Source organism: Neisseria sp. HMSC068C04, assembly GCF_001810105.1.
Classification (GTDB): Bacteria; Pseudomonadota; Gammaproteobacteria; order Burkholderiales; family Neisseriaceae; genus Neisseria; species Neisseria flavescens_B.
Window position 1 is genome coordinate 38,003 of record NZ_KV799997.1, and the last position, 26,148, is coordinate 64,150.

The following is a 26,148-nucleotide window of genomic DNA, read 5'->3' on the forward strand; positions in this document are numbered from 1 at the left end:
CTATAAATCACTTTCTCTTATCAACTGCCGATTTTCCCGTACTGCTGGTAATCGGAAAAACACAATACAATGGTTTTACCGTTTTGGCGGTAGGGGTGGCAAAGGCTGTAATTGCCGTCTTTTGCCTCATAACGTATTTCATTTGTTTGTCCGGCAAATACCCTCTGCAAGTATTCACGCTCGCTCAGATTTGGAGCATAAAGATATTGCGTTTTGCTGATTGTTTCTTTATTGCCATTCCGAGTAACGACAAAATCATTATCGTTGCCTGTTCCCTGAGTATCGGGTGCCTGCTCATCAATCCCACTTAACTGGGAATCGGCTGAGAAAGCCAAATAAACCTGTTTATTACCTATCGTATCCGGCACAATCACCGTAGCGGCTTTAAAGGCAGAATCTTCCTTCGACATCAGCTCAAGGATTAACGCTGCTTTTTTAATATACGCAAAATCAAAACGATAATCTGCCAATGCGTTGATTTGCGACGGATTGTCCTTGACGATGCGCTCTAGCGATTGAGTCAAAATCTGACGTTTTTTCTGAACCGTCAGATAATTTCCGCCAAATAGCAAAGCGGCCAAAACGGGAAATACGGCCAACAACAAATATAAGGTTTTCCGGCCACCTTTGCTTTCTTCCTCTTGTCCTCGCTCGGCAATACGGGTCAAATTCAGCATGATGTTCAGTATCAAGGCACCCGCCATCACAGCAAAAATCCCCAAAATACTCATCAGGAAAATTTCCGTAATGTATTCGCGGAATACCTTAAGCCCGAAAACATTGGATAGAATCAGAACAAATACCCAGTACACCAGCAGCACAACTGCCACCATACCGACGATATTCGTTGCCTTAACCAATTTCTTTGCGTTCATACTCTCAAATCTTGTTCAGACGGCCTATCTGTTCTGATTAATCAGCGGATACGGATTCACTGCTCCACTCGGCAGATACACACCGTAATGCAGGTGGGCCGGTGTGGTTCTGGCATTGCCGGTTTTACCGACATAGCCGATGACCTGTCCTTCTTTTACTCGTTCATACAGACGGATACGGGCAAATTTATTCAGGTGGGCATAGTAATGCCAAGCACCCGGCCCTTGAATACCGATAACTTTACCGCCCAATTGGTTGCGCCCGATTTTGGTTACGATGCCGGGCGTCGTACTGCGTATCGGCGTATTTTTCTTAGCAAAAATATCCACACCTTCATGCCTGCGCCCCTGACTGCGCGCTGCGCCCCAAGTATCGTCAAAACGCTTGCCTTTAACAGGATTGGGCAGGCTTTGCTCGGTCGGAGGCTGTTGCGCCCTCAACTGCTCGATTTCGGCAGTAGGACGCGGAAGTTGTTTGGTTGTACAGCCTGCGAATAAAACCACGGCTGCACTGATTAATAAGGTTTTTATCGGCATTTTCAGCATCAAATCAGTCTCCTTGTTGTTCAGACGGCATTTCTAAAAAGTCTTCTGAAACAAACAACTGTGATGGGTTTAATGGCTGACGTGCCGTAATGCGTGTGTCGTATTGCTTTTATTGTATATGCTTAAATCTTTTTCAGACGGCCTTAAGGTTTCGGGCCGTCTGAATATTTGCGTTATGGCTTAACCGCGCTCCGCCAATGCTTTTTCTGCGATTTCAAAATCGGAGAAATGGTGCTTCACGCCTTGTACATCCTGATAGTTTTCATGCCCTTTACCGGCAATCAGAATGATATCGTTCGTGGCAGCCTGCTCAACCGCATAACGGATGGCGGCGGCGCGATCAACCTCGACGCGCTCAGGATTAGCTACGGCAGGCAAAATATCGTTGATGATGTCTTGCGGATTTTCCAAGCGCGGGTTGTCGCTGGTAACCACCACTTTATCGGCACCCTGCACGGCTGCCGCGCCCATCAATGGGCGTTTGCCGCGGTCTCGGTTGCCACCGCAGCCAAATACGCACCACAAAGCCGCGCCCTGAGGTTTGATTTCCTGCAAAGTGGAGAGTGCTTTGTCCAGTGCATCGGGCGTGTGGGCATAATCGACAACGACCAAAGGTTTGCCGCTGTTCATAATGCAATCCATGCGGCCTGAAGCAGGACGGATTTTTGCCAGTACTTCCAAAACGTTATTGAATGGATAATCGTTGGCACACAGCAAAGCAACGCAGGCGGCGAGGTTTTGCGCGTTGAATCGTCCGAGCAGACGGGTACGGCATTTTCCTTCGCCCCACGGAGTTTGGAATACGGCTTCCATGCCGTCTGAAGAAGCGGTGAAATCGGTAATGCGGATATCGGCGTGTTCGCTGAAACCATAGCCATAAACAGCTAAATCGGGACAGTCTTTTTTCAGACGGCCTGTGAGTTCTGCGCCGTATTCATCATCGACATTGATGATGGCGTGTTGCAGACCATGCCAGTAGAACAGGCGCGACTTGATGGCACCGTAGGCTTCCATGGTGCCGTGGTAATCGAGGTGGTCGCGGGTGAGATTGGTGAAGATTGCACTGCAAAACGGCACGCCGTTGACGCGCGATTGGTCAAGGCCATGGCTGGAAACTTCCATCGCGGCGGCTGTTGCGCCTTGCTGGCGGAAGCGGTAGAGCAGGGTTTGGACATCGACAGGGGCAGGCGTGGTATGTGTGGTCTCTTCCAATGCGCCCCAAAAGCCGTTGCCGACTGTGCCGATAATGGTCGTTTTTTCGCCCAACAGATCGGCAGCTTGGGCCAGCCATTGTGTGATAGAGGTTTTGCCGTTGGTACCGGTTACGCCCCAAACTTTAAGACCGTCTGAAACATTGCCGTAAACCTGTGCCGCCAACATACCCGCGCGATGTTTCAGATCTTTAATGCCTTGATTAGGAACGTTCCATTCGGGATTCCATGTAAATTTGCCGTCATCATCCCAAAAAACAAAGGTTGCACCGTTGGCGATGGCGGCAGGAATATAGCTGCGGCCGTCTGTATATTCGCCCTGACAGGCAACGAAAATGTCACCCTGTTTAATTTGTCGGCTGTCTGAATGCAACAAACGCCCTGCTGCGTTTTCACACAGCAGAGGCGGAAAGTTGGTTTCAGCCAAGGGGGTTAACTTGCTGAACATAAACAATATCTCTTTGATTGTTTGGATTATGACGGTACTTTGACAGTAGCGGTATTACTTAAAGGCTTGGTCGGGGAAACGCCCAAGATGTTCAAGCTTCCGCTCATGACTTCTTTGAATACGGGACCGGCAACCACGCCGCCGTAATAGCCGTTGGCAGTCGGCTCGTCGATGGTAACGGCCACAATCACGCGTGGATTTTTAGCCGGGGCAAAACCGATGAATGTACCGACGTGTTTGTTGTCCACATAGCGGCCATTGACCAGTTTACGCGCCGTACCGGTTTTCGCACCTACGTCGAAACCATCCACAGCACCGGCAGTACCGGTACCGCCGGCTTCAGTAACGGAAACCATCAACTCGCGCACTTTTTTCGCAGTAGAGGCTTTGATCACACGCTTGCCTTTAGGGGCAACCGCTTGTTTTTCAAAACTTACCGGCAACAATTCGCCGTCATGGGTCAAGACAGTATAGGCTCGCGCCAATTGCAGCAGGCTTAATTGCAGGCCATAACCGAAAGACATGGTTGCCTGTTCGATTTTTTGCCATCTGCGCCAGCTTCTCAACAAACCTGCAGTCTCACCAGGAAAGCCTGAATGCATACGCACGCCCACACCTAAATCGTGATAGAAATCGTACATTTCTTTAGGCGTAAACATGGCAGAAAGTTTACTGGTACCGACGTTGGAAGATTTTTGCATAATGCCGCGCACATCCAAAGTAGGATAAACGTGGGTATCTTGTACGGTAGCCGGACCGATTTTGTAAGGTAGGGTATTGAACGTATCGGTTGCATCCACTTTGCCTGAATCCAATGCTTTAGCAATGGTAAACGGCTTCATGGCAGAACCAGGTTCGATCATGTCGGTTACGGCGCGGTTGCGACGCTGTTCGCTATTGGCTTGACCCGGTTGATTCGGATCGTAAGCCGGGCTGTTGACCAATGCCAAAATCTCGCCTGTTTGCGCATCCAATACCACAACCGTACCCGCTTTGGCTTTGTGATAAGCTACCGCTTTGTTCAACTCGTCATACGCCAACGTTTGAATACGCTGATCCAAAGACAAAATCATGTCTTGGCCGTTTTTAGGCACGCTGTTGCGTGGAGAGTCGAGGCTGTCAACGATATTGCCTTTGTTGTCACGCAATACGACTTTCGCACCATCTTCACCGCGCAGGCTATCTTCACGGGAAAGCTCCAAGCCCTCCTGACCTTTGCCGTCAATATTGGTAAAGCCGATAACGTGCGCAAACAGATTGCCCATCGGGTAATGGCGTTTCAATTCTTTTTGGAAGGCGATGCCTTTAATGCCCAATGCTTTGATTTCTTCTGCTTTCTCATAGCTGAGTTGGCGTTTCAGATAGATAAAGCCTTTGTCTTTTTTAGACAATTTATTTTTCAAAACTTCAACAGGCACATCGGCAATGGCCGACAATTTTTCCAACTGCTCGTTAGTCGGCATTTCTTCCATACCGGAAGGCATGGCATACAATGATTCGGTAGGCGCACTCAAAGCCAATGTAGCACCATTACGGTCGGTAATCATACCGCGTGATGCCGGCAACGGAAGCGTACGCACAAAACGTTGGTCGCCCTGATTTTTCAAAAATTCATGCTGACTGGTTTGCAGATAAACCCCGCGCACCAACAGACCGGTAAATGCCAGCGCAACAGCGCCCAACACCAAACCGATTCGTCCGTTACTTGTCAGCGGCTTTTTCGTTTTTGTTGTTCCAGACAGCATTTGAGGTTTATATTCGTTCTTAATTAACATGTTGAACTTCTCATGACTTAGCTACTCAGTGAGCCATCAAATCCCGTAAATCTTGCATCAATGCAAGGCTCTATTCTTATTTTTTGCGTTCCAGCATAGCCGTATTATGCGCACCCGGCGGAAGCAGATGTTGCTTTTCGGCAGCCACTTTAATCAACTTGTGGTTTGCCAGCCTAGCCTGCTCCAATTTCAAGCGCGCGTAATCCTGTTCCAACTGAATTTCCCGTTTTTGTGCCTTATCCAACTCGATAAAATGCAAACGGGACTGGTTTTGCTTAAACACTACGGCAAAGGCTGAGACCGTCACCAAAACCAGCAATAAAATATTCAACTTACCCATCTCAAACTTTCAGACGGCCTGTCAATAGAAACATCCCTTGCGACAATGCCGAAACGCTTTCCCTAGTCAACAACCGAAAATTCGCCACTGCTTCGCTCCGCCACACGTAAAACTGCACTGCGCGCACGCGGATTGGCTTCAGTCTCTATCGAACCCGGTTTGATTGCTTTGCCCACAGCCTTCAAAGGCGGCTGAGGCAAATCCGCTTCCTTAACCACTGCCCAACGGGGCAAAGGCGCATGTTGCGAATATTTTTTAATAAACTGCTTCACAATTCTGTCTTCCAGCGAATGGAACGCAATGACAGCCAAGCGCCCACCCTCTTTCAGACGGCCTGCAACCTGCGGCAAAACTGCCTCTACCTCTTCGAGCTCGCGGTTAATAAAGATGCGAACTGCCTGGAAGGTGCGCGTTGCAGGGTCTTGTCCGCGCTCACGAGTACGGACGTTTTGCGCCACAAGCTGCGCCAGCTTGCGGGTTGTATCGATGGGACTCTCCTCGCGTTGCGCAACAATGGCGCGCGCAATCTGGCGACTAAACCGCTCTTCACCATAATTCTTAATTACCTCGTGTAAATCCTGTTCGGATGCGGTTGCAATCCATTCTGCCGCAGACATCCCGCGAGTCGGATCCATCCGCATATCCAACGGCGCATCAAAGCGGAAACTGAATCCGCGGCTGCCATCGTCAATTTGCGGCGACGAAATCCCTAAATCAAAAAGCGCACCGTCAATCTTATCGATTCCCAATTCATCCAAGGCCGTCTGAAATGTTTCAAAACCATTGTGTACGACACTGACACGTTTATCTTGCGCCGCCAGCTCATTGGCTACCGCAATCGCCTCGGGGTCTTTATCAAAAACAACCAAACAACCCTGCTCACCCAAACGCGACAAAATCAGCCGGGAATGCCCTCCCCTACCGAACGTACCGTCCACATAAATCCCGTCTTCACGGATTGCCAACGCATCTACCGCCTCATGCAACAAGACAGTAACATGCTGATAATTTTCAACTTTACTCACAATTGCAAATCCGTTTGACTCAACTGGAAAGCCAATTCATCAGGATCGATATCCAAAGCCTGATTCATTTCCTCTTCCCAATGTTCGCGGCCCCACAACTCCATACGGTTTGCACGGCCAACCAAAGTAACTTCTTTTTCAAAATCCACGCGTTTGCGCAGATTCGCCGGAATCAAAACGCGTCCGGCGCTATCCCACTCTAAAATCTCTGCATTGTGCAGCAGCAAATTCTGATACCGTTGCAAAGCTTCATTGCCGGCTACTTTCAACTTCAAAATCTGCTCGGCTTTTTCTTCCCAAACGGGCTCGGGGTACATCAATAATTTTTTTCGGGAATCCAGTGTGACCACAATTGCAGGCGTATAACGGCGCAGCAAAATATCACGGAATTTGGCAGGAATCGCCAACCGCCCTTTACTGTCCATACTCAATTCATGAGCACCGCCAAACACATCACACCCCAAATTCGATTAAAATAAAACAGAGTGGGATTAAAAATCCCACCTTCCTAAAATATTTCGTTTTCACTTCCACAGAACACTTTTTAGGAAAAAGTAACCACTTTCACCCACTATGCCCCACTAACCGACACTATAAGAAATTTTGGCAATCAGGTCAAATCCGCTTCTTATCTGAAATAAAACACTAAACACTTAAAATTCAATAGGTTATATATATAATAATACATGACAAGTTAATATTCTGGTCATTTTATATGGCATAAAACACTATATATAGTATTATATGTGCTTTTATAATACTATATATAGTGTTTTTACACCCAATTACCACCCCTCTCACAAGGGGCTATAATATACAAACAAATTTAAATTTTTTACATTATCTAACAGTCATGAAGCCACAACTCCCCCTTCCTTCCCCTGATGCTCAAGCCTCTTCAGCACACCTGACCAAGCTCATAAAAAACGAAATTGAACAACATCAAAACTGGATACCCTTCTCCCGTTTTATGGAGCTTGCCCTTTACACACCTCAATACGGCTATTACAGCGGAGGCAGCCATAAAATCGGTACGGACGGCGACTTCATTACTGCCCCCACCCTCTCCCCCCTATTCGGACAAACTCTTGCCAAACAACTTGCCGAATTACTGCCGCAAACAGCAGGTAATATCTACGAATTTGGTGCAGGCACAGGTCATCTCGCTGCTACACTCTTGCAAAATCTTTCAGACGGCCTGAATCATTACTATATTATTGAGCTATCGGCAGAACTTGCAGAGAGACAACGCCAACATATTCTTGAGCACACTTCCCCTGAAGCAGCCGCCAAAGTCATCCACCTCGCCACATTACCCGAACATTTTGACGGCATCATCATCGGCAACGAAGTATTGGATGCCATGCCGGTTGAACGCTTGATTTATCAAGATGAAGGGTTTCAGCAAATTGGCGTCAGCCTAGAGAATGACGAGTTAATCGAAGCCATCAGACCATTAACCCAAGCCGAACTTTCGCAAACAGCTGCCTTGTACTTCCCTCCCCTTCCTTCATACACAAGCGAGCTGCATCCGGCACAATATGTCTTTATCCAAACCCTGGCCGCCAAATTGCAGCGCGGCAGCATGATATTTATCGATTACGGCTTCGATGCCGCTCAGTATTACCACCCGCAACGTAAGGAAGGCACATTTATCGGCCACTATCGCCATCACACTATCCATAACCCATTTTTCAATATCGGCCTGACCGATTTGACTGCACACGTCAATTTCACCGATATCGCACGCGCCGGCACGGAATCAGGTTTGGACTTAATCGGCTACCTGCCCCAATCTTATTTCCTGCTCAATCTCGGCATCACCGATCTGCTGGCACAAATCGGCAGCCCGGATGCGGTTGAATATATCCAAGCCGCCGCCGTAGTACAGAAACTGATACATCAGCACGAAATGGGCGAACTTTTTAAAGTGATCGCTTTTGGCAAAGACATCGATATCGATTGGACAGGCTTCAGTCACGGCGATATTTGCCATAAGCTATAGCCTGACAAATTACTTTTTATTTTTTAAAAACAATAAGAAATAAAAAAAAGCTAAATTAACGCTTGCCAAATATTCAAAAAAAACTATAATAGCGACTTCACGAAACGGCGAATTAGCTCAGTCGGTTAGAGCAGAGGAATCATAATCCTTGTGTCCGGGGTTCGAGTCCCTGATTCGCCACCAAATTTCGGGGGTATAGCTCAGTTGGTAGAGCGCTTGCATGGCATGCAAGAGGTCAGCGGTTCGATCCCGCTTACCTCCACCACTAAACAAAAAAGCTCTTGTTAAACACAAGAGCTTTTTTGTTTGGCTTAATTAATAACTGATTGCCCATTAATTTTGCCACTTCAATACCCCCAATCAATAAAGGCCGTCTGAAACATTTCAGACGGCCTTTTGTCTTTAATTACTTCACAAGCTTCAATACTTTCTTCGGTTTATCTTCCGCAGATTCAGCTTTTTTATCTTCGGCCTCCGCAGCTTCAACAGAAGCAGGCTGATATGGTTCTACCTCAAAACCCATACCCTCTCCACTTTCGCGGCCAAATATACTGACAATATGACCGACTGGAATCCAAATCTCGTGCGCCACGCCGGAAAAGCGTGCAGAGAAATTGACCCATTCGTTGTCGATATTCAAGTTATGACTGGCGGTAGGACCGATATTTAAAACAATTTCATTATCGCGCACATACTGCATCGGCACTCGGGTATGTTCATTTACCCAAGCCACGATGTGTGGTGTTTGGTTATTATCCAAACACCATTCATACAAAGCACGCAATAAATACGGTTTGGTTGAAGTTGCCATAGATCCATCCTTTAGCGGCGCATAGCTTTTTCAGCCGGCGTCAATGCTTCAATAAAGGCTTCGCGTTGGAAAATACGCTCGGCGTACTTCAGCAAAGGCGCAGCAGATTTACCCAGTTTGATGTCGTAATAGTCCAAACGCCACAACAGTGGAGATAAGGCAACATCAATCATAGAAAAGTCATCGCCCAAGATGTATTTGTTTTTAGCAAAAGACGGTGCCAACAGTGTCAAACCATTGCCAATGGCTTCACGCGCTTTAGCTTGTTCTTTATTGGTAGATTCAGGGTTTTCCAACACTTGCACCAAGCTGAACAATTCTTTTTCCATACGGTACAGTACCAAACGGCCGCGACCGCGCATAACAGGATCACCCGGCATCAACTGAGGATGAGGGAAACGCTCGTCAATGTATTCGTTGATGATGTTTGATTCGTGCAAAATCAGATCACGCTCAACCAGAACCGGTACTTGGTTATACGGATTCATCAAAGCCAAGTCTTCAGGTTTATTGAACACGTCCACATCTTTGATTTCAAAATCCATGCCTTTTTCGTACAGCACAAAACGGCAGCGTTGACTGAATGGACAAGTAATACCCGAATACAATGTCATCATAATCTTTTACTCCTGATAAATCTTTTCAGACGGCCTTAAGCCTTATAAAAATTCAGACAGAATTATACAAAATTTCAAACACTTAATCCAGAAATTTCACATATCATATTGTTTATATTAAGTAATTTTAAAATTTACATTATTTTCGCATAAACCAATTTCACAAACAAAAAAGGCAAACCTGAGAGAGGTTTGCCTTTTTGATTCAAAAGAATTAGTGAACGTCTTTCCAGAATTCTTTTTTCAGGAAGTAAGCCAATGGCAGCATTACCGCAAACAGGAATGCCAGAACCATGTAGCCGATGCGGTGGCGTTGCAACTGAGCAGGCTCACCCATGTACACCAAGTAGTTCACCAAGTCGCGTACATAAGTATCGTACTCTTTTTGGATCACTTTACCGTTAGGCAGGCGACGGCTTTGCAGACCGGTAGATTCCCAATACAGCTTAGGAGTCAGGTTGCCATGCTCGTCTTTAATCATAACGGGCTGACCTTTGGCATCCAACTCAACGGCTTGAACACCTTGTTGCTCCCACAATGGGTGAGGCATACTCGCACCGGCCAAAACAGTATTGTTCCAACCGGTCGGACGAGTTGGGTCTTTATAGAAGCCGCGCATATAGGCATACAGGTAGTCTGCACCCTTAGAACGGGCAATCAGGGTCAAATCCGGCGGAGGCGCACCCAACCATTTGGAGGCATCTTTCGGATCCATTGCCGCTACCATGACATCACCAACGTTGTCTGTTGTGAACATCAGGTTTTTCTTGATTTCATCTTCAGTCAAACCGATGTCTTTCAGACGGTTGAAGCGCATACCGCTTGCAGAGTGGCAAGACAAACAGTAGTTTGTAAAGATTTGCGCACCGTGCTGCAGGCTGACCTGGTCACGCAGGTCAATATCGACTTTTTCGTAGTGTCCGCCGCCGCTGGCGACGGCTGCACTCATAGGCACTGCCAGCAATAAGGCAGCAAACCAGTTTTTCAGAGTTTGTTTCATTTTCGCTGCCCTCATCAGATATTGGTTGCAAACAAGTAAGCACCGACAACGGTAATACCGACGTAAACAAAGAACATAATTTTTTGTTTAGTAGTGCTCATGGTTACGCGTTCAGGAACCGGTTTGTTGGTATCCAGTTTGGTATAGAACGGCATACCCAGGAAGAATGCAAAGTAGACGAAAGACAGGATACGTGCAACCAAAGTACGAGTATCAGTTGCTACCATTGCACCCAAAATACCCAAACCGATGAAGGCAATGATGAACAGAACCAACGCAGTTTTGAAGATTGGGCCGCGATAGCGGACAGATTTAACTTCGCCTTTATCCAGCCAAGGCAACAAGGCAATCAATACAACTGCTGCGCCCATGCCGATTACACCCCATACCTGAGTACCGGCAAAGGAAGGAATCGCACGCAGAATTGCGTAGAACGGAGTGAAGTACCATACCGGCGCAATGTGCGGAGGTGTTTTCAGCGCATTCGCTGCATCGAAGTTTGGCGCTTCCAAGAAGTAGCCGCCACCTTCAGGTGCAAAGAACAACACAGAACAGAAGACAATCAGGAATACAACGACGCCCAAGATGTCTTTAACGGTGTAGTAAGGATGGAAGGGGATACCATCGCGTGGAATACCGTTTTCGTCTTTGTTTTTCTTGATTTCAACACCATCAGGGTTGTTAGAACCCACTTCGTGCAGGGCGATGATGTGTGCCACAACCAAGCCGAGCAATACCAGAGGTACTGCGATAACGTGCAGGGCGAAGAAGCGGTTCAGAGTAACGTCGGAAACGTTGAAGTCACCGCGGATCCAAGTGGACAAATCAGGACCGATAACAGGGATGGCGGAGAACAGGTTAATAATTACCTGCGCACCCCAGAAGGACATTTGACCCCAAGGCAACAGGTAACCCATAAAGGCTTCTGCCATCAATGCCAAGAAAATCAGGGAACCGAAAATCCACACCAATTCACGAGGTTTTTTGTACGAACCGTAAATCAGACCACGGAACATGTGCAGATAAACGACGATGAAGAAGAAAGATGCGCCGGTGGAGTGCATGTAACGGATAATCCAGCCGCCGGACACGTCGCGCATGATGTATTCTACTGCGGTAAAGGCAGCAGGCAGATGGTAGGCGTTAAGGTTGCCGTCCGGTTTGTAGTTCATGGTCAGGAAAATACCGCTGACGATTTGAATTACAAGGACGAGCAGAGCCAAAGAGCCGAAGTAATACCAGAAGTTGAAGTTCTTCGGCGCATAGTATTGAGCCAAATGCTCATTCCACATTTTAGACAGAGGGAAGCGATCGTCCATCCAGCCTAACAATGCTTTTGCTTTGCTATTGGTTTGGTTTGCCATAATTATCGTTCCTTATTTTTAGTCTTCGCCCACCAAAACAGTTGTATCGCTCAGATATTTGTAAGGCGGTACAACCAAGTTGGTCGGTGCAGGAACACCTTTGTATACTCGGCCTGCAATGTCGAATTTCGAACCGTGGCAAGGGCAGAAGAAACCGCCTTTCCAGTCTGCGCCCAAGTCGGCGGGAGCAATGTCGGGACGGTAAGTCGGAGAGCAACCCAGGTGGGTACAGATACCGATAGCGACGAGGAGGTTCGGCTTGATCGAACGGTGCTCGTTTTTAGCGTATTCCGGTTGCTGATCCACTTCGGAATTAGGATCCGTAACTGCGCCATCCAAACTTTTCAAGTCTTTGAGCTGTTGATCTGTGCGGTTGACCAGCCAAATCGGTTTACCCTGCCATTCGGCAGTCAGCATTTGGCCTGCTTCGATTTTGCTGACATCTACTTCGACAGCAGCACCGGCAGCCTTAGCTTTCTCCGATGGGAAGAAGCTGGCCACGAAAGGCGTAGCTACGCCCAGAGCCGCCACACCGCCTGCACCGCATGTAGCCAGTGTCAGGAAACGGCGGCGGCCGTTGTTGATTTCTTGATTATCCATTATTCAGTCGTCCTAAAATTTTGGGAATACCGAGCCATTAAACAGCGTAATTCTACCTAGTTTGTTGTAATACTCAAAGCATTATTTAAAATAAGGTAAAGTTTTATGATATTTCTCAATACTCAAGCAGGATTGTTTTCATCAAAGTGAACCACTTCGATACCGAATTTTTCTGCCACGGCATCGCCTAAGGCACGTACGCCGTAACGTTCGGTTGCATGGTGGCCGGCACTGATAAATGCCACACCTGTTTCATTGGCAAGATGATATTGCGCTTCGGAAATTTCACCGGTCAGATACGCATCGACACCTTCGTCTACAGCCGTCTGAAAAAATCCCTGCGCACCGCCGCTGCACCAGGCAATACGTTTGATTTCGCGTTCAAAATCACCGATAACGGTCGGCTTGCGGCCGAATACAGCCTCAATGCGTTCAGACAACTGCGCCAATGTTTGCGTGGTTTTCAGACGGCCTGTATTCAACAGATTTTGCTCGCCGAATTGTTTTTCGAGCACCCAATCGAGTTTCTCGGCCAACTGTGCGTTATTGCCTAATTGCGGGTGCGCGTCCAGCGGCAGGTGGTAGCCCGCCATATTGATTTGGTGTTGCAGCAAGGTTTCAATGCGTGCTTTTTTCCAACCGGTAATCGTGACAGGCTCGCTTTTCCAAAACATGCCGTGGTGAACCAAAAGCATATCCGCCCCTTGCCCTACGGCAAAATCGATTGCAGCTTTGCTGGCGGTAACCGAAGTGGCGATTTTGGCAATTTCTTCTTTGCCTTCGACCTGCAAACCATTGGGCGCATAGTCCTTAAACAGCCCGACCTGCAATGTCTCATCGCACCAAGCCAGAATTTCGCGGCGTAAAGCCATATTCCGCTCCTTATATCTATCTTCAAAAACAGCTTCGCATTCTAACCGCAAAATCTGTTTATGCCTCAAATTCTTACATTCCGATTTCAGCAATCATTCCCAACATTAATCATTTGCACATCATCATGAATTATTTTAATATACCCCACCTTACCCACAGGCCGTCTGAAAACACATGGACTCTATTATCGAATTGCGTCATCTCAAAACCTTGCTGGCTTTAGAAGAAACCGGCAGCGTTTCCCTTGCCGCCAAACGGGTTTTCCTGACCCAATCCGCCCTGTCGCACCAAATCCGCGCCTTGGAAAATTATTACGAAACGCCGTTGTTTGAACGTAAATCCACACCTTTGCGCTTCACTCCGGCCGGTATGCGCCTATTGCAACTGGCGCGCGAGCTGTTGCCGCAGGTTGCCGCCGCCGAACGTGATTTGGTACGGATTATCGAAGGCGAAGCCGGCGAACTCAGGCTTGCCGTCGAATGCCACACCTGCTTTGACTGGCTGATGCCTGCCATGGGCGAGTTCCGCCCCTTATGGCCGCAAGTTGAATTGGACATCGTTTCCGGTTTCCAAGCCGATCCGGTCGGCCTGCTGTTGCAACACCGCGCCGACCTTGCCATCGTTTCCGAAGCCGAGCCGCTCAACGGCATCAGCTACCGTCCTCTGTTTGCCTATGAAATGGTCGGCATCTGCGCGGAAGATCACCCGCTTGCCGACAAAGACGTTTGGGAAGCGGAAGACTTTATCGACGAAACCTTGATTACTTATCCCGTCCCCGACGAAATGCTGGATTTGCCCAAAAAAGTGCTGCTGCCCAAAGGCATTAATCCGCCGCGCCGCCACAGCGAGCTGACCATTGCCATTATTCAATTGGTTGCCAGCAAACGCGGCATCGCCGCCCTGCCCTACTGGACGGTCATGCCGTATTTGGAAAAAGGCTACGTCGTCCACCGCAAAATCACTTCAGACGGCCTGCAAAGCAAACTTTATGCCGCCATTCGTACGGAAGATGCTAACAAAGGCTATCTGGACAACTTCTGCCAAATCACGCATGACCGCTGTTTTGCCGACTTGCCGGGCTTGAGCGAATTGGAAATGTAAACTTGAAACAATCAAAAGGCCGTCTGAACAATTTTCAGACGGCCTTTTTTAATACATACAAAAATTTCACTGCTTCTATTCGGATTCATCCGAACCCAAACACGCCGACAAATCGATTTCAGACGGCCATGTTTTATCAGGCGCAACCCGAATATCAAAATGCTCGCCGCGATAGTCGAAAACCAAACGCCAAGCATGCAGAAACAGATGTTCCGCCTCATCGCCGCCATACAGCGTATCGCCCAAAATCGGACTGCCTATGCTTTTCATGGCCACACGCAGCTGATGGGTTTTGCCGGTAAACGGTTGCAACACAAACAGGCGCAAACCGGGCTTCAGGCTTTGGCTGCTGAAACGGGTAACGGCAAAATTATCCTCGTCACGCGTCAGCTTCCATGTACCGCGCCGCGAACGCGCCATACCACCTTTCACCCAACCCTGCTTTTTCGCCGGCTTGTGCGTACCGAGTGCCAAATAAGTTTTACGCATGGTTTTCTCGGCAAACTGTGCCGACAAAACCGCCGCGCTGTCGCGGCTTAACGCAAACAGCAACAGGCCGCTGGTGGCTTTGTCCAAACGGTGAACCAGCCACACGCGTTCAACGCCAAGCTGCTGCGCCAGCGATGCGGTCAGGCAAATATCTTCTTCCGATTCGCTGTGTACCGATACGCCGCAAGGCTTATTAATGACTACAAAGTCTTTGTGTTCAAAAACAAGGTCCCACATTTCAGACGGCCTTCAACATGATACCATCGCCAAGCAGGGTCAAAATACCCAACAAGCAGAACAAGATACATGCGGCAATACGCACTGCTTTGGCCGGAATTTTGCGCATCAGCATTTCGCCCAAATACACGGCAGGCACAGAAGCAATCATCAAACCGGCAATACTGCCGACCACGACGAGCAGGATAGATTGGTATTTTGCCGCCAAAAGAACCGTTGCAATCTGCGTTTTATCGCCGATTTCCGCCAAGAAAAACAGGACAACCGTCGCCGTAAATGCGCCGTATTTCAGCCACTTGCCGTCAGGGTCTTCGTCTTTGTCCGGCAACAGCAGCCATAAACCGACCGCAATAAAGCTGCCGCCGACCACCCATTTCATGACTTCGGGCGAAATAGCGGATGCCAGCCAGACGCCGAGTGCGGCTGAAACAAGATGGTTCAACAGGGTTGCAACAAAGATACCGGCAACAATCGCGTTTTTGTGGGCAAAACGTGCTGCCAAAAAGAGCGCCAGTAATTGCGTTTTATCGCCGATTTCGGCAATGGCAACGCCCAGCGTCGAAGAGAAAAAAGCTTCCATGATTTAAGATACTCAACCGAAAAGCGGGCAAACAAAAAGCGCTGTGCATACCGCCCGCAAGGGTATGGACAACGCTTACGTCTTGCCTGTCTTCCGATAAAGCAGAGAAGATACCGCTGCCACGGCCGCACAAGCCGATTATGTTGACAACGGTTTCGGCATTGCGCCGAATGGCTACTCCCGTAAGAGTGAAGCGCGAATTGTAAGGCAAACCATGGCTTGAAGCAACAAAAAGAAAAACAAAAGGCCGTCTGAAACCTCATTCAATCAGGTTTCAGACGGCCTTTTTCACAACGATTAATTATCGGAGAACAAATCGCCTACTTTTTCGCCTACTTTTTCCCAAAACGATTTCTTGCGCGGGGTTTGGCTGAGATTGAGACCGGAGGAGATTTTTTCAAATTCTTCCAGCAACTCTTTCTGACGGTCGGTCAGGTTAACCGGAGTTTCAACCAAAATGTGGCAGTACAAATCGCCGGTCGAGCTGGAACGCAGAGACTTAATGCCTTTGCCTTTCACGCGCATGCGGCGGCCGGTTTGCGTTTCTTTCGGAATGTGCAGTTTGACTTTACCGTCCAAAGTCGGCACTTCGACTTCACCGCCCAATGCGGCAATGGCAAAGCTGATCGGCAACTCGCAATGCAGGTCCAAACCGTTGCGCTCAAAGATTTTGTGCTGTCTCACTCGGACATTGACGTACAAATCGCCTGCCGGCGCGCCGTGTTGACCCGGCTCGCCCTCGCCGCTCAAGCGGATGCGTTGACCGTCGTCGATGCCTGCCGGAATGTTGACTTCAACCGTTTTGCTGGTTTTGGTGCGGCCTTCGCCACGGCATTTGACGCAAGGATCTTTGATTTCTTTGCCTGTACCGTGACAAGTCGGACAAGTCTGCTGCATTTGGAAAATGGCTTGGCGGACATGTACCGTGCCTGAGCCGTGACAGGTCGAACAAGTTGATGCGGATGTACCCGGTTTGGCACCTGAGCCGTGGCAGACATCACATTCTTCGTAAGTCGGAATATTGATGCGTTTTTTCACGCCTTTGGCGGCTTCTTCAAGCGAAATTTCTATGCCGACCTGCAAGTCCGCGCCGCTGTAATCCGGCTGGCGGCCGCCGGCACCGCCGCCGAACATTTGGCTGAAAATATCGGAAAAATCGAAGCCTTGCGCGCCGCCGAACCCGCCAAAACCGCCGAATCCGCCCGCGCCGCCGCCCATGCCCTGCTCAAACGCGGCATGGCCGTATTGGTCGTACATGGCGCGTTTTTCCTTGTCTGACAAGGTATCGTAAGCTTTTTGGACTTCTTTAAATTTTTCTTCCGCTTCTTTGTTGTCAGGGTTGCGGTCGGGATGGTATTTCATTGCCAGCTTGCGGTAGGCTTTTTTGATTTCATCGTCGCTAGCGCTGCGGGCAACACCAAGTGTTTCGTAAAAATCTTTATTGCTCATAATTTTGATAGTGTTAAGAATGAATTCAAACTGGGTGGGATATGTGGGCGAGTATCAAAAACTCAAGTCAGTATTTTCAAGGCCGTCTGAAATTGTGCTTTTCCGACATCCAAACATTCAGACGGCCTTTGTCAAACCGACAGGCCCGACAACCTGCTATAATCCCATCTTTATTTTTTCCAACGTTTTCAAGCGAAAAACAGAATGACCATGCAAGAACATTACCAACCCGCCGCCATCGAGCCTGCGGCGCAGAAAAAATGGGACGACGAGCGTATTTTCAACGTCTCCGAAGACGCTTCCAAACCCAAATACTACTGCCTCTCCATGTTCCCCTACCCCAGCGGCAAGCTGCATATGGGGCATGTGCGCAACTACACCATCGGCGATGTATTAAGCCGCTTCAAACGCTTAAACGGCTTCAACGTCATGCAGCCTATGGGTTGGGACGCGTTCGGTATGCCTGCGGAAAATGCGGCGATGAAAAACAACGTCGCCCCTGCCGCATGGACCTACGACAACATCGAATACATGAAAACCCAGCTCAAAAGCCTGGGTTTTGCGATTGACTGGGAGCGCGAAGTCGCCACCTGCAAACCCGAATACTACCGCTGGGAACAATGGCTGTTTACCAAGCTGTTTGAAAAAGGCATCGTCTACCGCAAAAACGGCACGGTGAACTGGGACCCGGTCGACCAAACCGTCCTTGCCAACGAGCAAGTTATCGACGGGCGCGGCTGGCGTTCGGGTGCGTTGATCGAAAAACGCGAAATCCCGATGTATTACTTCAAAATCACGGATTACGCCGAAGAGCTGCTCAACGATTTGGACAAGCTGGAACACTGGCCGGAACAAGTTAAAACCATGCAGCGCAACTGGATCGGCAAATCTCGCGGTATGACCGTGCGCTTCGCCGTTTCAGACGACAGCAAACAAGGCTTGGAAGGCGATTACGCGAAATTCCTGCAAGTTTATACCACCCGCCCCGACACGCTGATGGGCGCGACTTATGTTGCCGTTGCCGCCGAGCATCCGCTGGCAACCGCCGCAGCCGCCGACAAACCCGAATTGCAGGCATTTATCGCCGAATGCAAAGCCGGCTCGGTTGCCGAAGCCGACATGGCGACAATGGAGAAAAAAGGCGTGCCGACCGGCCGCTACGTCGTCAATCCGCTCAACGGCGACAAGCTGGAAGTGTGGATTGCCAACTATGTATTATGGGGCTACGGCGACGGCGCGGTGATGGCGGTTCCGGCGCATGATGAACGCGATTTCGAGTTCGCCACCAAATACAATCTGCCTAAAAAACAAGTCATTGCCGTCAGCGACAACGCATTCGACGCAAACCAATGGCAAGAATGGTACGGCGACAAAGAAAACGGCGTATTGGTCAACAGCGGCGACTTGGACGGCATGAATTTTCAGACGGCCTTTGACGCCATTGCCGCCAAGCTGCAAAGCCAAGATGCAGGCGAACCGAAAACCCAATACCGCCTGCGTGACTGGGGCATTTCCCGTCAACGCTACTGGGGCTGCCCAATTCCTATCGTCCATTGCGAAAAATGCGGCGACGTCCCCGTCCCTGCCGACCAACTGCCCGTCGTCCTGCCTGAAAACGTCGTACCCGACGGTATGGGTTCGCCTTTGGCAAAAATGCCCGAGTTTTACGAAACCACCTGCCCATGCTGCGGCAGCGCGGCGAAACGCGAAACCGATACCATGGACACCTTCATGGAATCGAGCTGGTACTTCTTCCGCTACATGTCGCCCAAGTTCGCAGAAGGCATGGTATCGGCTGAAGCCGCAAAATACTGGGGCTCGGTCGACCAATACATCGGCGGTATCGAACATGCGATTCTGCACCTCCTGTACGCGCGCTTCTTCACCAAACTGATGCGCGACGAAGGCTTGGTCAATGTTGACGAGCCGTTCGAACGCCTGCTGACGCAAGGCATGGTCGTCTGCGAAACCTACTACCGCGAAAACGACAAAGGCGGCAAAGACTGGATCAACCCCGCCGATGTCGAGCTGACTTTCGACGACAAAGGCCGCCCCGTTTCCGCCGTCCTCAAAGCCGACGGACTGCCCGTCGTCATCAGCGGCACGGAAAAAATGTCCAAGTCCAAAAACAACGGCGTCGATCCGCAAGAATTGATTAACGCCTACGGCGCGGACACCGCCCGCCTGTTCATGATGTTCGCCGCACCGCCCGAACAGTCCCTCGAATGGAGCGACAGCGGCGTCGAAGGCGCACACCGCTTCCTGCGCCGCCTGTGGCGTACCGTTTACGAATACTTGAAGCAAGGCGAAGCAGTCAAAGCGTTTGCAGGCAGCCAAGACGGTTTGTCTAAAGAACTCAAAGACCTGCGCCACAAACTGCATTCCACCATTGCCAAAGTCAGCGACGACTACGGCCGCCGTCAGCAGTTCAACACCGCCATCGCCGCCGTGATGGAACTGCTCAACCAATACGACAAAACCAACACCGGCAGCGAACAAGGCCGCGCCGTCGCCCAAGAAGTATTGGAAGCCGCCGTACGCCTGTTGTGGCCGATTGTGCCGCACATCTGCGAAACCCTGTGGAGCGAATTGAACGGCGCGAAACTGTGGGAAGCAGGCTGGCCGACAGTCGATGAAGCCGCTTTGGTCAAATCCGAAATCGAAGTAATGGTTCAAGTCAACGGCAAACTGCGCGGCAAAATCACCGTCGCCGCCGACGCCTCCAAAGCCGACCTCGAAGCCGCCGCACTCGCCACTGAAGGCGCGGTGAAATTCATGGAAGGCAAGCCTGCGAAGAAAATCATCGTCGTTCCCGGACGCTTGGTGAATATCGTCGTCTAAACCGCTTTTAAGGTTTAGCCACACAGATAAAGGCCGTCTGAAACTTGGAAACAGGTTTTCAGACGGCCTTTTTAAGGTAGATTAAGCTGATAAGTCCAATAACACATTGGGATGAAAAGGTTCCATTGGATTTAGAATCACTCTACACACGTCCCTGAAACATAAATCCGTTGTATTCCTCACGATGTTTTGGCACAATTCGAAGCCAATCAACCACGCTTGTACTTGGCATCCTAATGGCTTCAAAACCCTTCCTAAAATGGGCTGGTGGCAAACATAAACTTGTCCCCTTTATCGAACACAATCTACCCACTCCTGCACGAAAACGTCTGGTTGAACCCTTTTGCGGTTCTGCTGCTTTGTCTCTTGCATTGGATTTCGAACATTATTTGCTCAATGATATTAACGCTGACTTAATCGGCTTATTCCGTATCCTAAAAGAAGAAAAATCCGGATTCATAGACTATACCCGCTCTTTCTTTACTTCCGAAAACAATAGCGATTCAAGATTCTATGAGTTGCGGGAACAATTCAACTTCAGCCAAGATCTACACGAACGCTCGGCGCTATTTATTTATTTGAACCGCCATGCTTTTAACGGTTTATGCCGTTACAACAGCAAAGGGGCATTCAATGTGCCATTCGGACACTACAAATCTCCTTACTTTCCACAACAAGAAATGGAAGGTTTCATTCAAAAATCTGATAGAGTTGAATTAATGTGCGGAGATTTTCAAACGATCCTATCTCTGACAAACAATACAGATACTGTTTATTGTGATCCTCCTTATGCACCTTTAAGCCCAACCTCTTCATTTACCACTTATGCCAAAGAAGGTTTCAATTTAGACGATCAAATCCGCCTTTCCCTGTCAGCCCAACAAATTGCGCCTAACTCTCAAGGCATTTTGATTTCAAATCATGATACTGAATTTACGAGAGATATTTATTCTTCTGCTATTCTGAAAACGGTTGAAGTACAACGCAATATTGCCGCGAAAGGCAGCAGTCGTAAAAAAGTCGGAGAATTATTGGCAATTTATGAGTGATTTCGACAAATTGGCTGAAGAAGCTGCCATTTATCAAAGTCGTTTGAAAAAAATTGTTTCAGACGACCTTGTCCTCTACAACGAAAATTCCCTTACCGTCATGCGGAAGATATTGGAAAAACATCCAAATGGCTGTTTTGATATGATTTTCGCAGACCCTCCTTACTTTCTTTCCAATGACGGCTTCAGTTGTCAAAACGGACAAATGGTTTCCGTTAATAAGGGCAACTGGGATAAATCCAAAGGAATGGCGGCAGATTTGGAATTCTACGAAGAATGGCTCCGACTGTGTTACGCCTTATTAAAACCAAACGGCACAATTTGGGTTTGCGGCACATTTCATAATATCTATTTAATCGGCTACCTGATGCAAACCATCGGCTACCATATTTTGAACAATATTACTTGGGAAAAACCAAATCCTCCCCCTAATTTGTCCTGCCGTTTTTTTACCCATTCGACAGAAACAATCTTATGGGCAAAGAAAAATAAAAAAGCCAAACATACGTTTCATTATGAAATGATGAAAGCACAAAATGATGGCAAACAGATGAAATGTGTTTGGACATTTCCTCCACCAAATAAAACCGAAAAAACATTCGGCAAACATCCGACACAAAAACCACTCCCCTTGCTTGAACGCTGCATACTATCGGCTTCAAATATCGGAGATTTAATTTTTGACCCTTTCATGGGCAGCGGCACAACAGGCGTTGCTGCCTTAAAACATGGTCGGAAATTTTGTGGTTGCGAACTAGAAGAAGATTTTTTTGAATTAGCAAAGAAAAGGCTACAACAAAAGCTGTAGCCCCATCTTATTTTAAATTATTCGAACAACACCATCTCTATCCTGTCTGGCCATTTCACGAACTTCCCGCATGAATTCTTTTTTAAAATAAAATGCATGATTCTTATTTGAAATATTCCGATTATATTGTGCAGAAAATATAGGACTGTATGGCTTGGAATCTTTTGATCTGATTTGTATAAAACTACCGTTTGATGTATGAATGTATCCGTCGCCGGAATTAATATCAGCTAACAGCTTACCTTTAATTTGCGTGAAATCAGCAGATAACTGTCTGAAAAGTTCACCCTCTTCATTTATTTGCACATGATAGGCTGACTGTATGTACCATTTATCAGGATCGTTGTCGACTTTACAAATAGGAACATATAGCAAATTCTTTATTTTTTGGTATATCCAACTATCTTCAAAGCTTATCTGATCGCTGATTAACTGATCAAAGTTACTGGAAATCTGCGAGATAAACATAGTCTCTAGTGGTGCACCATCTGCATCTGCTTTATTGGTTTTCAGCTCACCATCAGAAAAATCTGTCAAAGCATTTGTATTCTTAAGTCCTATTAATTTCTCGATAAACTGTCCTACCCCGCCTTTATTTATCTTCATTTCAGCGGTGAACTCGGGAAATCTGGTTTGATATTCAAGTTTTAGATCTCCTAGCGTCCTTCCGACGTTTTCTATAAAAAAACCATACGAATCAGTTAGATTCATTATCACAGTTCCCGTCATTAACATAGTCCTTAAAAGTTAAAAGTTCAGGCAAAGAAATATCTAATGCACTAGCCAAACGAATAAGATTTAATAGGGCAGGGTTACGCTCTCCACGTTCTATCATTCCGATATAAGTCCGGTGCATATTCGCTTTTTCAGCCAATGCTTCCTGACTTAAATCCTGGAGTTGTCTTAAATGACGAACATGTTTGCCAAATTGTTTTAAAATTTCTGATTTCATGATGACTATTCTTAATGTTTGCAAATTAAATTCCACATACAATAAGTATCAACTTTAGTTCTAATACGAAAGGCCGTCTGAAACCCTATATTCAGGTTTCAGACGGCCTTTTTAACTGCCCGATTTTATTCGCCGTAATAGGCTTTGGTCAGGATTTCTTCCATATCGGCCACCATGGCGAGGCGTGGGTTGGCCGGGGTACATTGGTCTTCAAAAGACATCATGGCCAGCTCTTTTCTGCCGTCGAGGAAGGTTTTCTCATCGATGCCCTGCTCTTTCAACGACATTTTGATGCCGACGTTGACTGCCAGCTCATGGCAGGCGCGGGCGAAGGATTCGACGCCTTCTGCCGGTGTGCTGCATGGCAGGCCTAAAGTACGGGCAATTTCCTGATATTTCAGGTCGGCTTTGTAATAGTTGTACTTCGGCCAAGTGGCGGTTTTCTGCGGGCGCGTGCCGTTGTAGCGGATGACGTGCGGCAGCAGGATGGCGTTGGCGCGGCCGTGCGGAACGTGGTATTTGCCGCCGATTTTGTGTGCCATCGAGTGGTTGATACCCAAGAACGCATTGGCAAACGCCATGCCTGCGATGGTAGAGGCATTGTGCATATGCTCGCGCGCTTCAGGATCAGCCGCACCGTGTTTGTAGGAGCGTTCGAGGTATTGGAACACGAGCTTGATGGCTTGCAGGGCGAGGCCGTCTGTAAAGTCGTTCGCCAGTACGGAAACGTATGCTTCTACGGCGTGAGTCAGTACGTCCAAACCGGTATCGGCGGTTACGCCTGCCGGAACGGTCATGGTAAACGCAGGATCGACAATTGAAATGGTCGGTGTCAGCGAGTAGTCAGCAATCGGATATTTTTTGTCGCCGTCGCTGATGACGGTAAACGGCGTCACTTCTGAGCCTGTGCCCGATGTGGTAGGGATGCCGATAAATTTGGCTTTGCGGCCCAACTCAGGGAAACGGAACGCGCGTTTGCGGATGTCCATGAATTTTTGCACCAAGTCTTCAAAATCGACTTGCGGCTGCTCGTAGAAGAGCCACATGGCTTTGGCCGCGTCCATTGGCGAACCGCCGCCCAGCGCAATGATGGTGTCCGGCTGGAAGCTGCGCATCAAATCCGTGCCTTTATAGACAGTTTGGACACTCGGATCGGCTTCGACATCGGTAAACAGCTGGATGGTCACTTTGTTTTTGCGTTGATGCAGTTGGTGGGTGATTTTATCGACAAAGCCCAGATCAACCATCGAACGGTCCGTTACAATCATGACTTTTTCGCAGTCTTTCATGTCTTGCAGATATTGGATGGAATCGCGTTCAAAATAGATTTTGGCGGGCACTTTGAACCATTGCATGTTGTTTCTCCGACGGCCTACTTTTTTGATGTTTAACAGATTGACTGCGCTGACGTTGCCGCCGACGGCGTTTTTACCGTAAGAGCCGCAACCGAGGGTCAGAGAAGGCAGGAAGGCGTTGTACACGTCGCCGATGCCGCCGAAGGTGGAAGGCGAATTCCAAATCACGCGCAGCGCTTTGACGCGGGAGCCGAACGTTTTGACCAATTCTTCGTCGGCGGTATGGATGGCGGCGGAGTGTCCCAAGCCGTCAAAGGCAACCATTTCTTCGGCGAACTTCAAGCCTTGTTCGGTCGAATCCGCCTTAATCATGGCCAAAACGGGCGAAAGTTTTTCTCGGGTCAGCGGCTCGTTGGGGCCGACTTCGCGGCATTCGGCGATGATGATGTTGGTTTTTTCAGGTACTTTAAACCCGGCCTGCTCGGCAATCCATGCCGCCGGTTTGCCCACTACCGCAGAATTGAGTTTCGCGCCGCCGCAGCTGGCGCAATTCGCCGTTACGCCGAAGATAAACTCTTCGAGCATGGCTTTTTCTTTTTTGTTGGCAAAGTACACGCCGTAGGATTTGAACTCTTCGGCCAACTCTTTGTAAATCTCTTTATCGGCAATCACCGCTTGCTCGCTGGCGCACACCATGCCGTTGTCGAAAGATTTCGACATCACAATATCGTGCGCCACCTGTTTGATGTCCGCCGTTTTTTCAACATAAGCAGGTACGTTGCCCGCCCCGACGCCGAGCGCAGGTTTGCCGCAAGAATACGCGGCTTCCACCATCGCATTGCCGCCGGTCGCCAAAATCGTTGCCACGCCCGGATGCTTCATTAGTGCGGAAGTGCCTTCCATAGACGGCTTTTCAATCCACTGGATACAGTTTTCCGGCGCACCGGCCGCAATCGCCGCATCGCGCACGATCCGCGCGGCATGGGCGGAACACTGCTGGGCGGACGGGTGGAACGAGAAAATAATCGGATTGCGGGTTTTCAGCGCAATCAGGGATTTGAAAATGGTGGTGGAAGTCGGATTGGTGGTCGGCACAATACCGCAAACTACGCCGACCGGATCGGCAATTTCAGTAATACCGGTTACATCGTTTTCGCTGATGACACCCACGGTTTTCAAATCGCGCAGGCGGCGCACGACGTTTTCGCAGGCAAATAGGTTTTTCGTCGCCTTATCCTCAAACACGCCGCGTCCCGTTTCTTCCACCGCGTGCATGGCGAGTACACCATGTTTGTCCAGCGCGGCAATAGAGGCTTTGGCCACAATAAAATCAATCTGCTCCTGATCCAACTTAAGAAACTCATCCAACGCCCGTAAACCCTTGTCAACCAGGCTGTTTACCTCGGCTACGGCTGGGCTGACGACGTTGTCGGCTGATGCGTTCATGGTGTATCTCCTTAATAAAAGGTGGCAATAAGGTCAATAAATTTTCACTACGATAACTATAAGTAATTTAGTTACATTTTGCTTTGACCTACATCACAAACCATGATTGAACTTTTCAGACGGCCTCTTTATCATTTATTCATTTTAATTTATTGAAGCATAATGATTTTATCCACACGCAACCAAAGACGGCCATTCTTGGTCGCTTTCCCCGCATATTAAAATAAGAACAGAAAACCAATGTATCAAAATTACATACTTAAAATAAAACAAAGGCCGTCTGAAAATATTTTTCAGACAGCCTCATTTTCTTAAATATACTTCTCAAGCAATAACTTGAATGTTAGAATGACAACGTTTTCCCGACAGGAAACAACAGGTTTTTCAGGGTAAGTCAGACTTGGATTGCCC

24 protein-coding genes and 2 tRNA genes are annotated in these 26,148 nt (G+C 48.4%); 7 read left to right on the plus strand and 19 right to left on the minus strand.

The window, feature by feature from the left end; genetic code table 11:
- Positions 1 to 20: 20 nt before the first annotated feature.
- From HMPREF2700_RS09645 to mraZ, 7 genes are all read right to left on the minus strand, one after another.
- A complete protein-coding gene (locus HMPREF2700_RS09645; protein WP_049348579.1) occupies positions 21 to 875 on the minus strand; it encodes a hypothetical protein in 855 nt (284 codons plus the stop codon).
- A gap of 24 nt (positions 876 to 899) precedes the next feature.
- Positions 900 to 1,421, minus strand: coding sequence for a M23 family metallopeptidase (locus HMPREF2700_RS09650; protein ID WP_070591771.1), 522 nt, complete (start codon positions 1,419 to 1,421; stop codon positions 900 to 902).
- 180 nt (positions 1,422 to 1,601) lie between these two features.
- Positions 1,602 to 3,080 carry a UDP-N-acetylmuramoyl-L-alanyl-D-glutamate--2,6-diaminopimelate ligase gene (locus HMPREF2700_RS09655; RefSeq protein ID WP_070591773.1) on the minus strand — a complete coding sequence of 493 codons (1,479 nt, stop codon included), beginning with the start codon at positions 3,078 to 3,080 and terminating at the stop codon, positions 1,602 to 1,604.
- Positions 3,081 to 3,106: 26 nt separating this feature from the next.
- On the minus strand, positions 3,107 to 4,855 hold the full coding sequence (locus tag HMPREF2700_RS09660; protein ID WP_070591775.1) for a peptidoglycan D,D-transpeptidase PBP2: 1,749 nt from the start codon (positions 4,853 to 4,855) through the stop codon (positions 3,107 to 3,109).
- Between the two features lie 76 nt (positions 4,856 to 4,931).
- Positions 4,932 to 5,195: a cell division protein FtsL gene (ftsL, locus tag HMPREF2700_RS09665; protein ID WP_003681879.1), complete on the minus strand. Its 264-nt coding sequence runs from the start codon at positions 5,193 to 5,195 to the stop codon at positions 4,932 to 4,934.
- A gap of 62 nt (positions 5,196 to 5,257) precedes the next feature.
- Positions 5,258 to 6,220 carry a 16S rRNA (cytosine(1402)-N(4))-methyltransferase RsmH gene (gene rsmH / locus HMPREF2700_RS09670; RefSeq protein ID WP_070591776.1) on the minus strand — a complete coding sequence of 321 codons (963 nt, stop codon included), beginning with the start codon at positions 6,218 to 6,220 and terminating at the stop codon, positions 5,258 to 5,260.
- Entirely contained in the window at positions 6,217 to 6,672 is a 456-nt protein-coding gene (gene mraZ, locus HMPREF2700_RS09675; protein ID WP_039861849.1) for a division/cell wall cluster transcriptional repressor MraZ, read from the minus strand. Before mraZ ends, rsmH begins: the two co-directional genes overlap by 4 nt.
- Positions 6,673 to 7,073: 401 nt before the next feature.
- On the opposite strand from mraZ, the gene HMPREF2700_RS09680 reads away from it, so the two are divergent.
- The 3 genes from HMPREF2700_RS09680 (at position 7,074) to HMPREF2700_RS09690 (ending at position 8,490) form a co-directional block, all read left to right on the plus strand.
- A complete protein-coding gene (locus HMPREF2700_RS09680) occupies positions 7,074 to 8,225 on the plus strand; it encodes a class I SAM-dependent methyltransferase (RefSeq protein ID WP_070591777.1) in 1,152 nt (383 codons plus the stop codon).
- A gap of 106 nt (positions 8,226 to 8,331) precedes the next feature.
- Positions 8,332 to 8,408: transfer RNA gene (locus HMPREF2700_RS09685), tRNA-Met, on the plus strand.
- 6 nt (positions 8,409 to 8,414) lie between these two features.
- A tRNA-Ala gene (locus HMPREF2700_RS09690) sits at positions 8,415 to 8,490 on the plus strand.
- A 141-nt stretch (positions 8,491 to 8,631) separates the two neighbouring features.
- Here HMPREF2700_RS09690 and HMPREF2700_RS09695 read toward each other — a convergent pair.
- The 6 genes from HMPREF2700_RS09695 to HMPREF2700_RS09720 form a co-directional block, all read right to left on the minus strand.
- On the minus strand, positions 8,632 to 9,036 hold the full coding sequence (locus tag HMPREF2700_RS09695) for a ClpXP protease specificity-enhancing factor (protein WP_003685902.1): 405 nt from the start codon (positions 9,034 to 9,036) through the stop codon (positions 8,632 to 8,634).
- Between the two features lie 11 nt (positions 9,037 to 9,047).
- Complete coding sequence (locus HMPREF2700_RS09700; protein WP_003685910.1) at positions 9,048 to 9,653, minus strand: glutathione S-transferase N-terminal domain-containing protein; 606 nt, start codon at positions 9,651 to 9,653, stop codon at positions 9,048 to 9,050.
- 214 nt (positions 9,654 to 9,867) lie between these two features.
- Positions 9,868 to 10,653: a cytochrome c1 gene (locus tag HMPREF2700_RS09705; protein ID WP_003685846.1), complete on the minus strand. Its 786-nt coding sequence runs from the start codon at positions 10,651 to 10,653 to the stop codon at positions 9,868 to 9,870.
- A gap of 14 nt (positions 10,654 to 10,667) precedes the next feature.
- Positions 10,668 to 12,017: a cytochrome b gene (locus HMPREF2700_RS09710; RefSeq protein ID WP_049328413.1), complete on the minus strand. Its 1,350-nt coding sequence runs from the start codon at positions 12,015 to 12,017 to the stop codon at positions 10,668 to 10,670.
- A gap of 18 nt (positions 12,018 to 12,035) precedes the next feature.
- Complete coding sequence (gene petA, locus HMPREF2700_RS09715) at positions 12,036 to 12,617, minus strand: ubiquinol-cytochrome c reductase iron-sulfur subunit (protein ID WP_003685865.1); 582 nt, start codon at positions 12,615 to 12,617, stop codon at positions 12,036 to 12,038.
- 122 nt (positions 12,618 to 12,739) lie between these two features.
- Positions 12,740 to 13,489, minus strand: a complete 750-nt coding sequence (locus tag HMPREF2700_RS09720) for a Nif3-like dinuclear metal center hexameric protein (protein ID WP_070591779.1) — start codon at positions 13,487 to 13,489, stop codon at positions 12,740 to 12,742.
- Positions 13,490 to 13,664: 175 nt separating this feature from the next.
- Here HMPREF2700_RS09720 and HMPREF2700_RS09725 point away from each other — a divergent pair, with 175 nt between their 5' ends.
- A complete protein-coding gene (locus tag HMPREF2700_RS09725) occupies positions 13,665 to 14,591 on the plus strand; it encodes a LysR family transcriptional regulator (RefSeq protein WP_003748251.1) in 927 nt (308 codons plus the stop codon).
- A gap of 75 nt (positions 14,592 to 14,666) precedes the next feature.
- Here HMPREF2700_RS09725 and HMPREF2700_RS09730 read toward each other — a convergent pair whose 3' ends face one another.
- The 3 genes from HMPREF2700_RS09730 to dnaJ form a co-directional block, all read right to left on the minus strand.
- A complete protein-coding gene (locus tag HMPREF2700_RS09730) occupies positions 14,667 to 15,317 on the minus strand; it encodes a TIGR01621 family pseudouridine synthase (protein WP_070591780.1) in 651 nt (216 codons plus the stop codon).
- 1 nt (position 15,318) lies between these two features.
- Positions 15,319 to 15,897 carry a TMEM165/GDT1 family protein gene (locus HMPREF2700_RS09735; protein ID WP_070591782.1) on the minus strand — a complete coding sequence of 193 codons (579 nt, stop codon included), beginning with the start codon at positions 15,895 to 15,897 and terminating at the stop codon, positions 15,319 to 15,321.
- Between the two features lie 297 nt (positions 15,898 to 16,194).
- Positions 16,195 to 17,346, minus strand: a complete 1,152-nt coding sequence (dnaJ, locus tag HMPREF2700_RS09740) for a molecular chaperone DnaJ (RefSeq protein ID WP_049322586.1) — start codon at positions 17,344 to 17,346, stop codon at positions 16,195 to 16,197.
- Between the two features lie 210 nt (positions 17,347 to 17,556).
- Between dnaJ and leuS the strand changes: the two genes are divergently transcribed.
- The 3 genes from leuS to HMPREF2700_RS09755 all read left to right on the plus strand — a co-directional run bounded on the left by leuS (position 17,557) and on the right by HMPREF2700_RS09755 (position 22,044).
- Positions 17,557 to 20,187 (plus strand): leucine--tRNA ligase, encoded by a 2,631-nt coding sequence (leuS, locus tag HMPREF2700_RS09745; RefSeq protein WP_070591784.1) that lies wholly within the window; start codon positions 17,557 to 17,559, stop codon positions 20,185 to 20,187.
- Positions 20,188 to 20,423: 236 nt separating this feature from the next.
- Complete coding sequence (locus HMPREF2700_RS09750; RefSeq protein ID WP_070591785.1) at positions 20,424 to 21,236, plus strand: DNA adenine methylase; 813 nt, start codon at positions 20,424 to 20,426, stop codon at positions 21,234 to 21,236.
- Positions 21,229 to 22,044, plus strand: a complete 816-nt coding sequence (locus tag HMPREF2700_RS09755; RefSeq protein WP_070591787.1) for a DNA-methyltransferase — start codon at positions 21,229 to 21,231, stop codon at positions 22,042 to 22,044. Before HMPREF2700_RS09750 ends, HMPREF2700_RS09755 begins: the two co-directional genes overlap by 8 nt.
- A gap of 12 nt (positions 22,045 to 22,056) precedes the next feature.
- Here the strand turns inward: HMPREF2700_RS09755 and HMPREF2700_RS09760 are convergent, their stop codons facing one another.
- The 3 genes from HMPREF2700_RS09760 to adhE all read right to left on the minus strand — a co-directional run bounded on the left by HMPREF2700_RS09760 (position 22,057) and on the right by adhE (position 25,737).
- Positions 22,057 to 22,755 carry a MutH/Sau3AI family endonuclease gene (locus HMPREF2700_RS09760; protein WP_141745852.1) on the minus strand — a complete coding sequence of 233 codons (699 nt, stop codon included), beginning with the start codon at positions 22,753 to 22,755 and terminating at the stop codon, positions 22,057 to 22,059.
- The gene (locus HMPREF2700_RS09765; RefSeq protein WP_070591788.1) at positions 22,742 to 22,996 is read right to left on the minus strand and encodes a helix-turn-helix domain-containing protein; all 255 of its coding nucleotides are present in this window, start codon (positions 22,994 to 22,996) and stop codon (positions 22,742 to 22,744) included. The genes HMPREF2700_RS09760 and HMPREF2700_RS09765 overlap by 14 nt, the downstream gene beginning before the upstream one ends.
- Positions 22,997 to 23,121: 125 nt before the next feature.
- Positions 23,122 to 25,737: a bifunctional acetaldehyde-CoA/alcohol dehydrogenase gene (gene adhE / locus HMPREF2700_RS09770; protein WP_063068428.1), complete on the minus strand. Its 2,616-nt coding sequence runs from the start codon at positions 25,735 to 25,737 to the stop codon at positions 23,122 to 23,124.
- Positions 25,738 to 26,148: the final 411 nt, after the last annotated feature.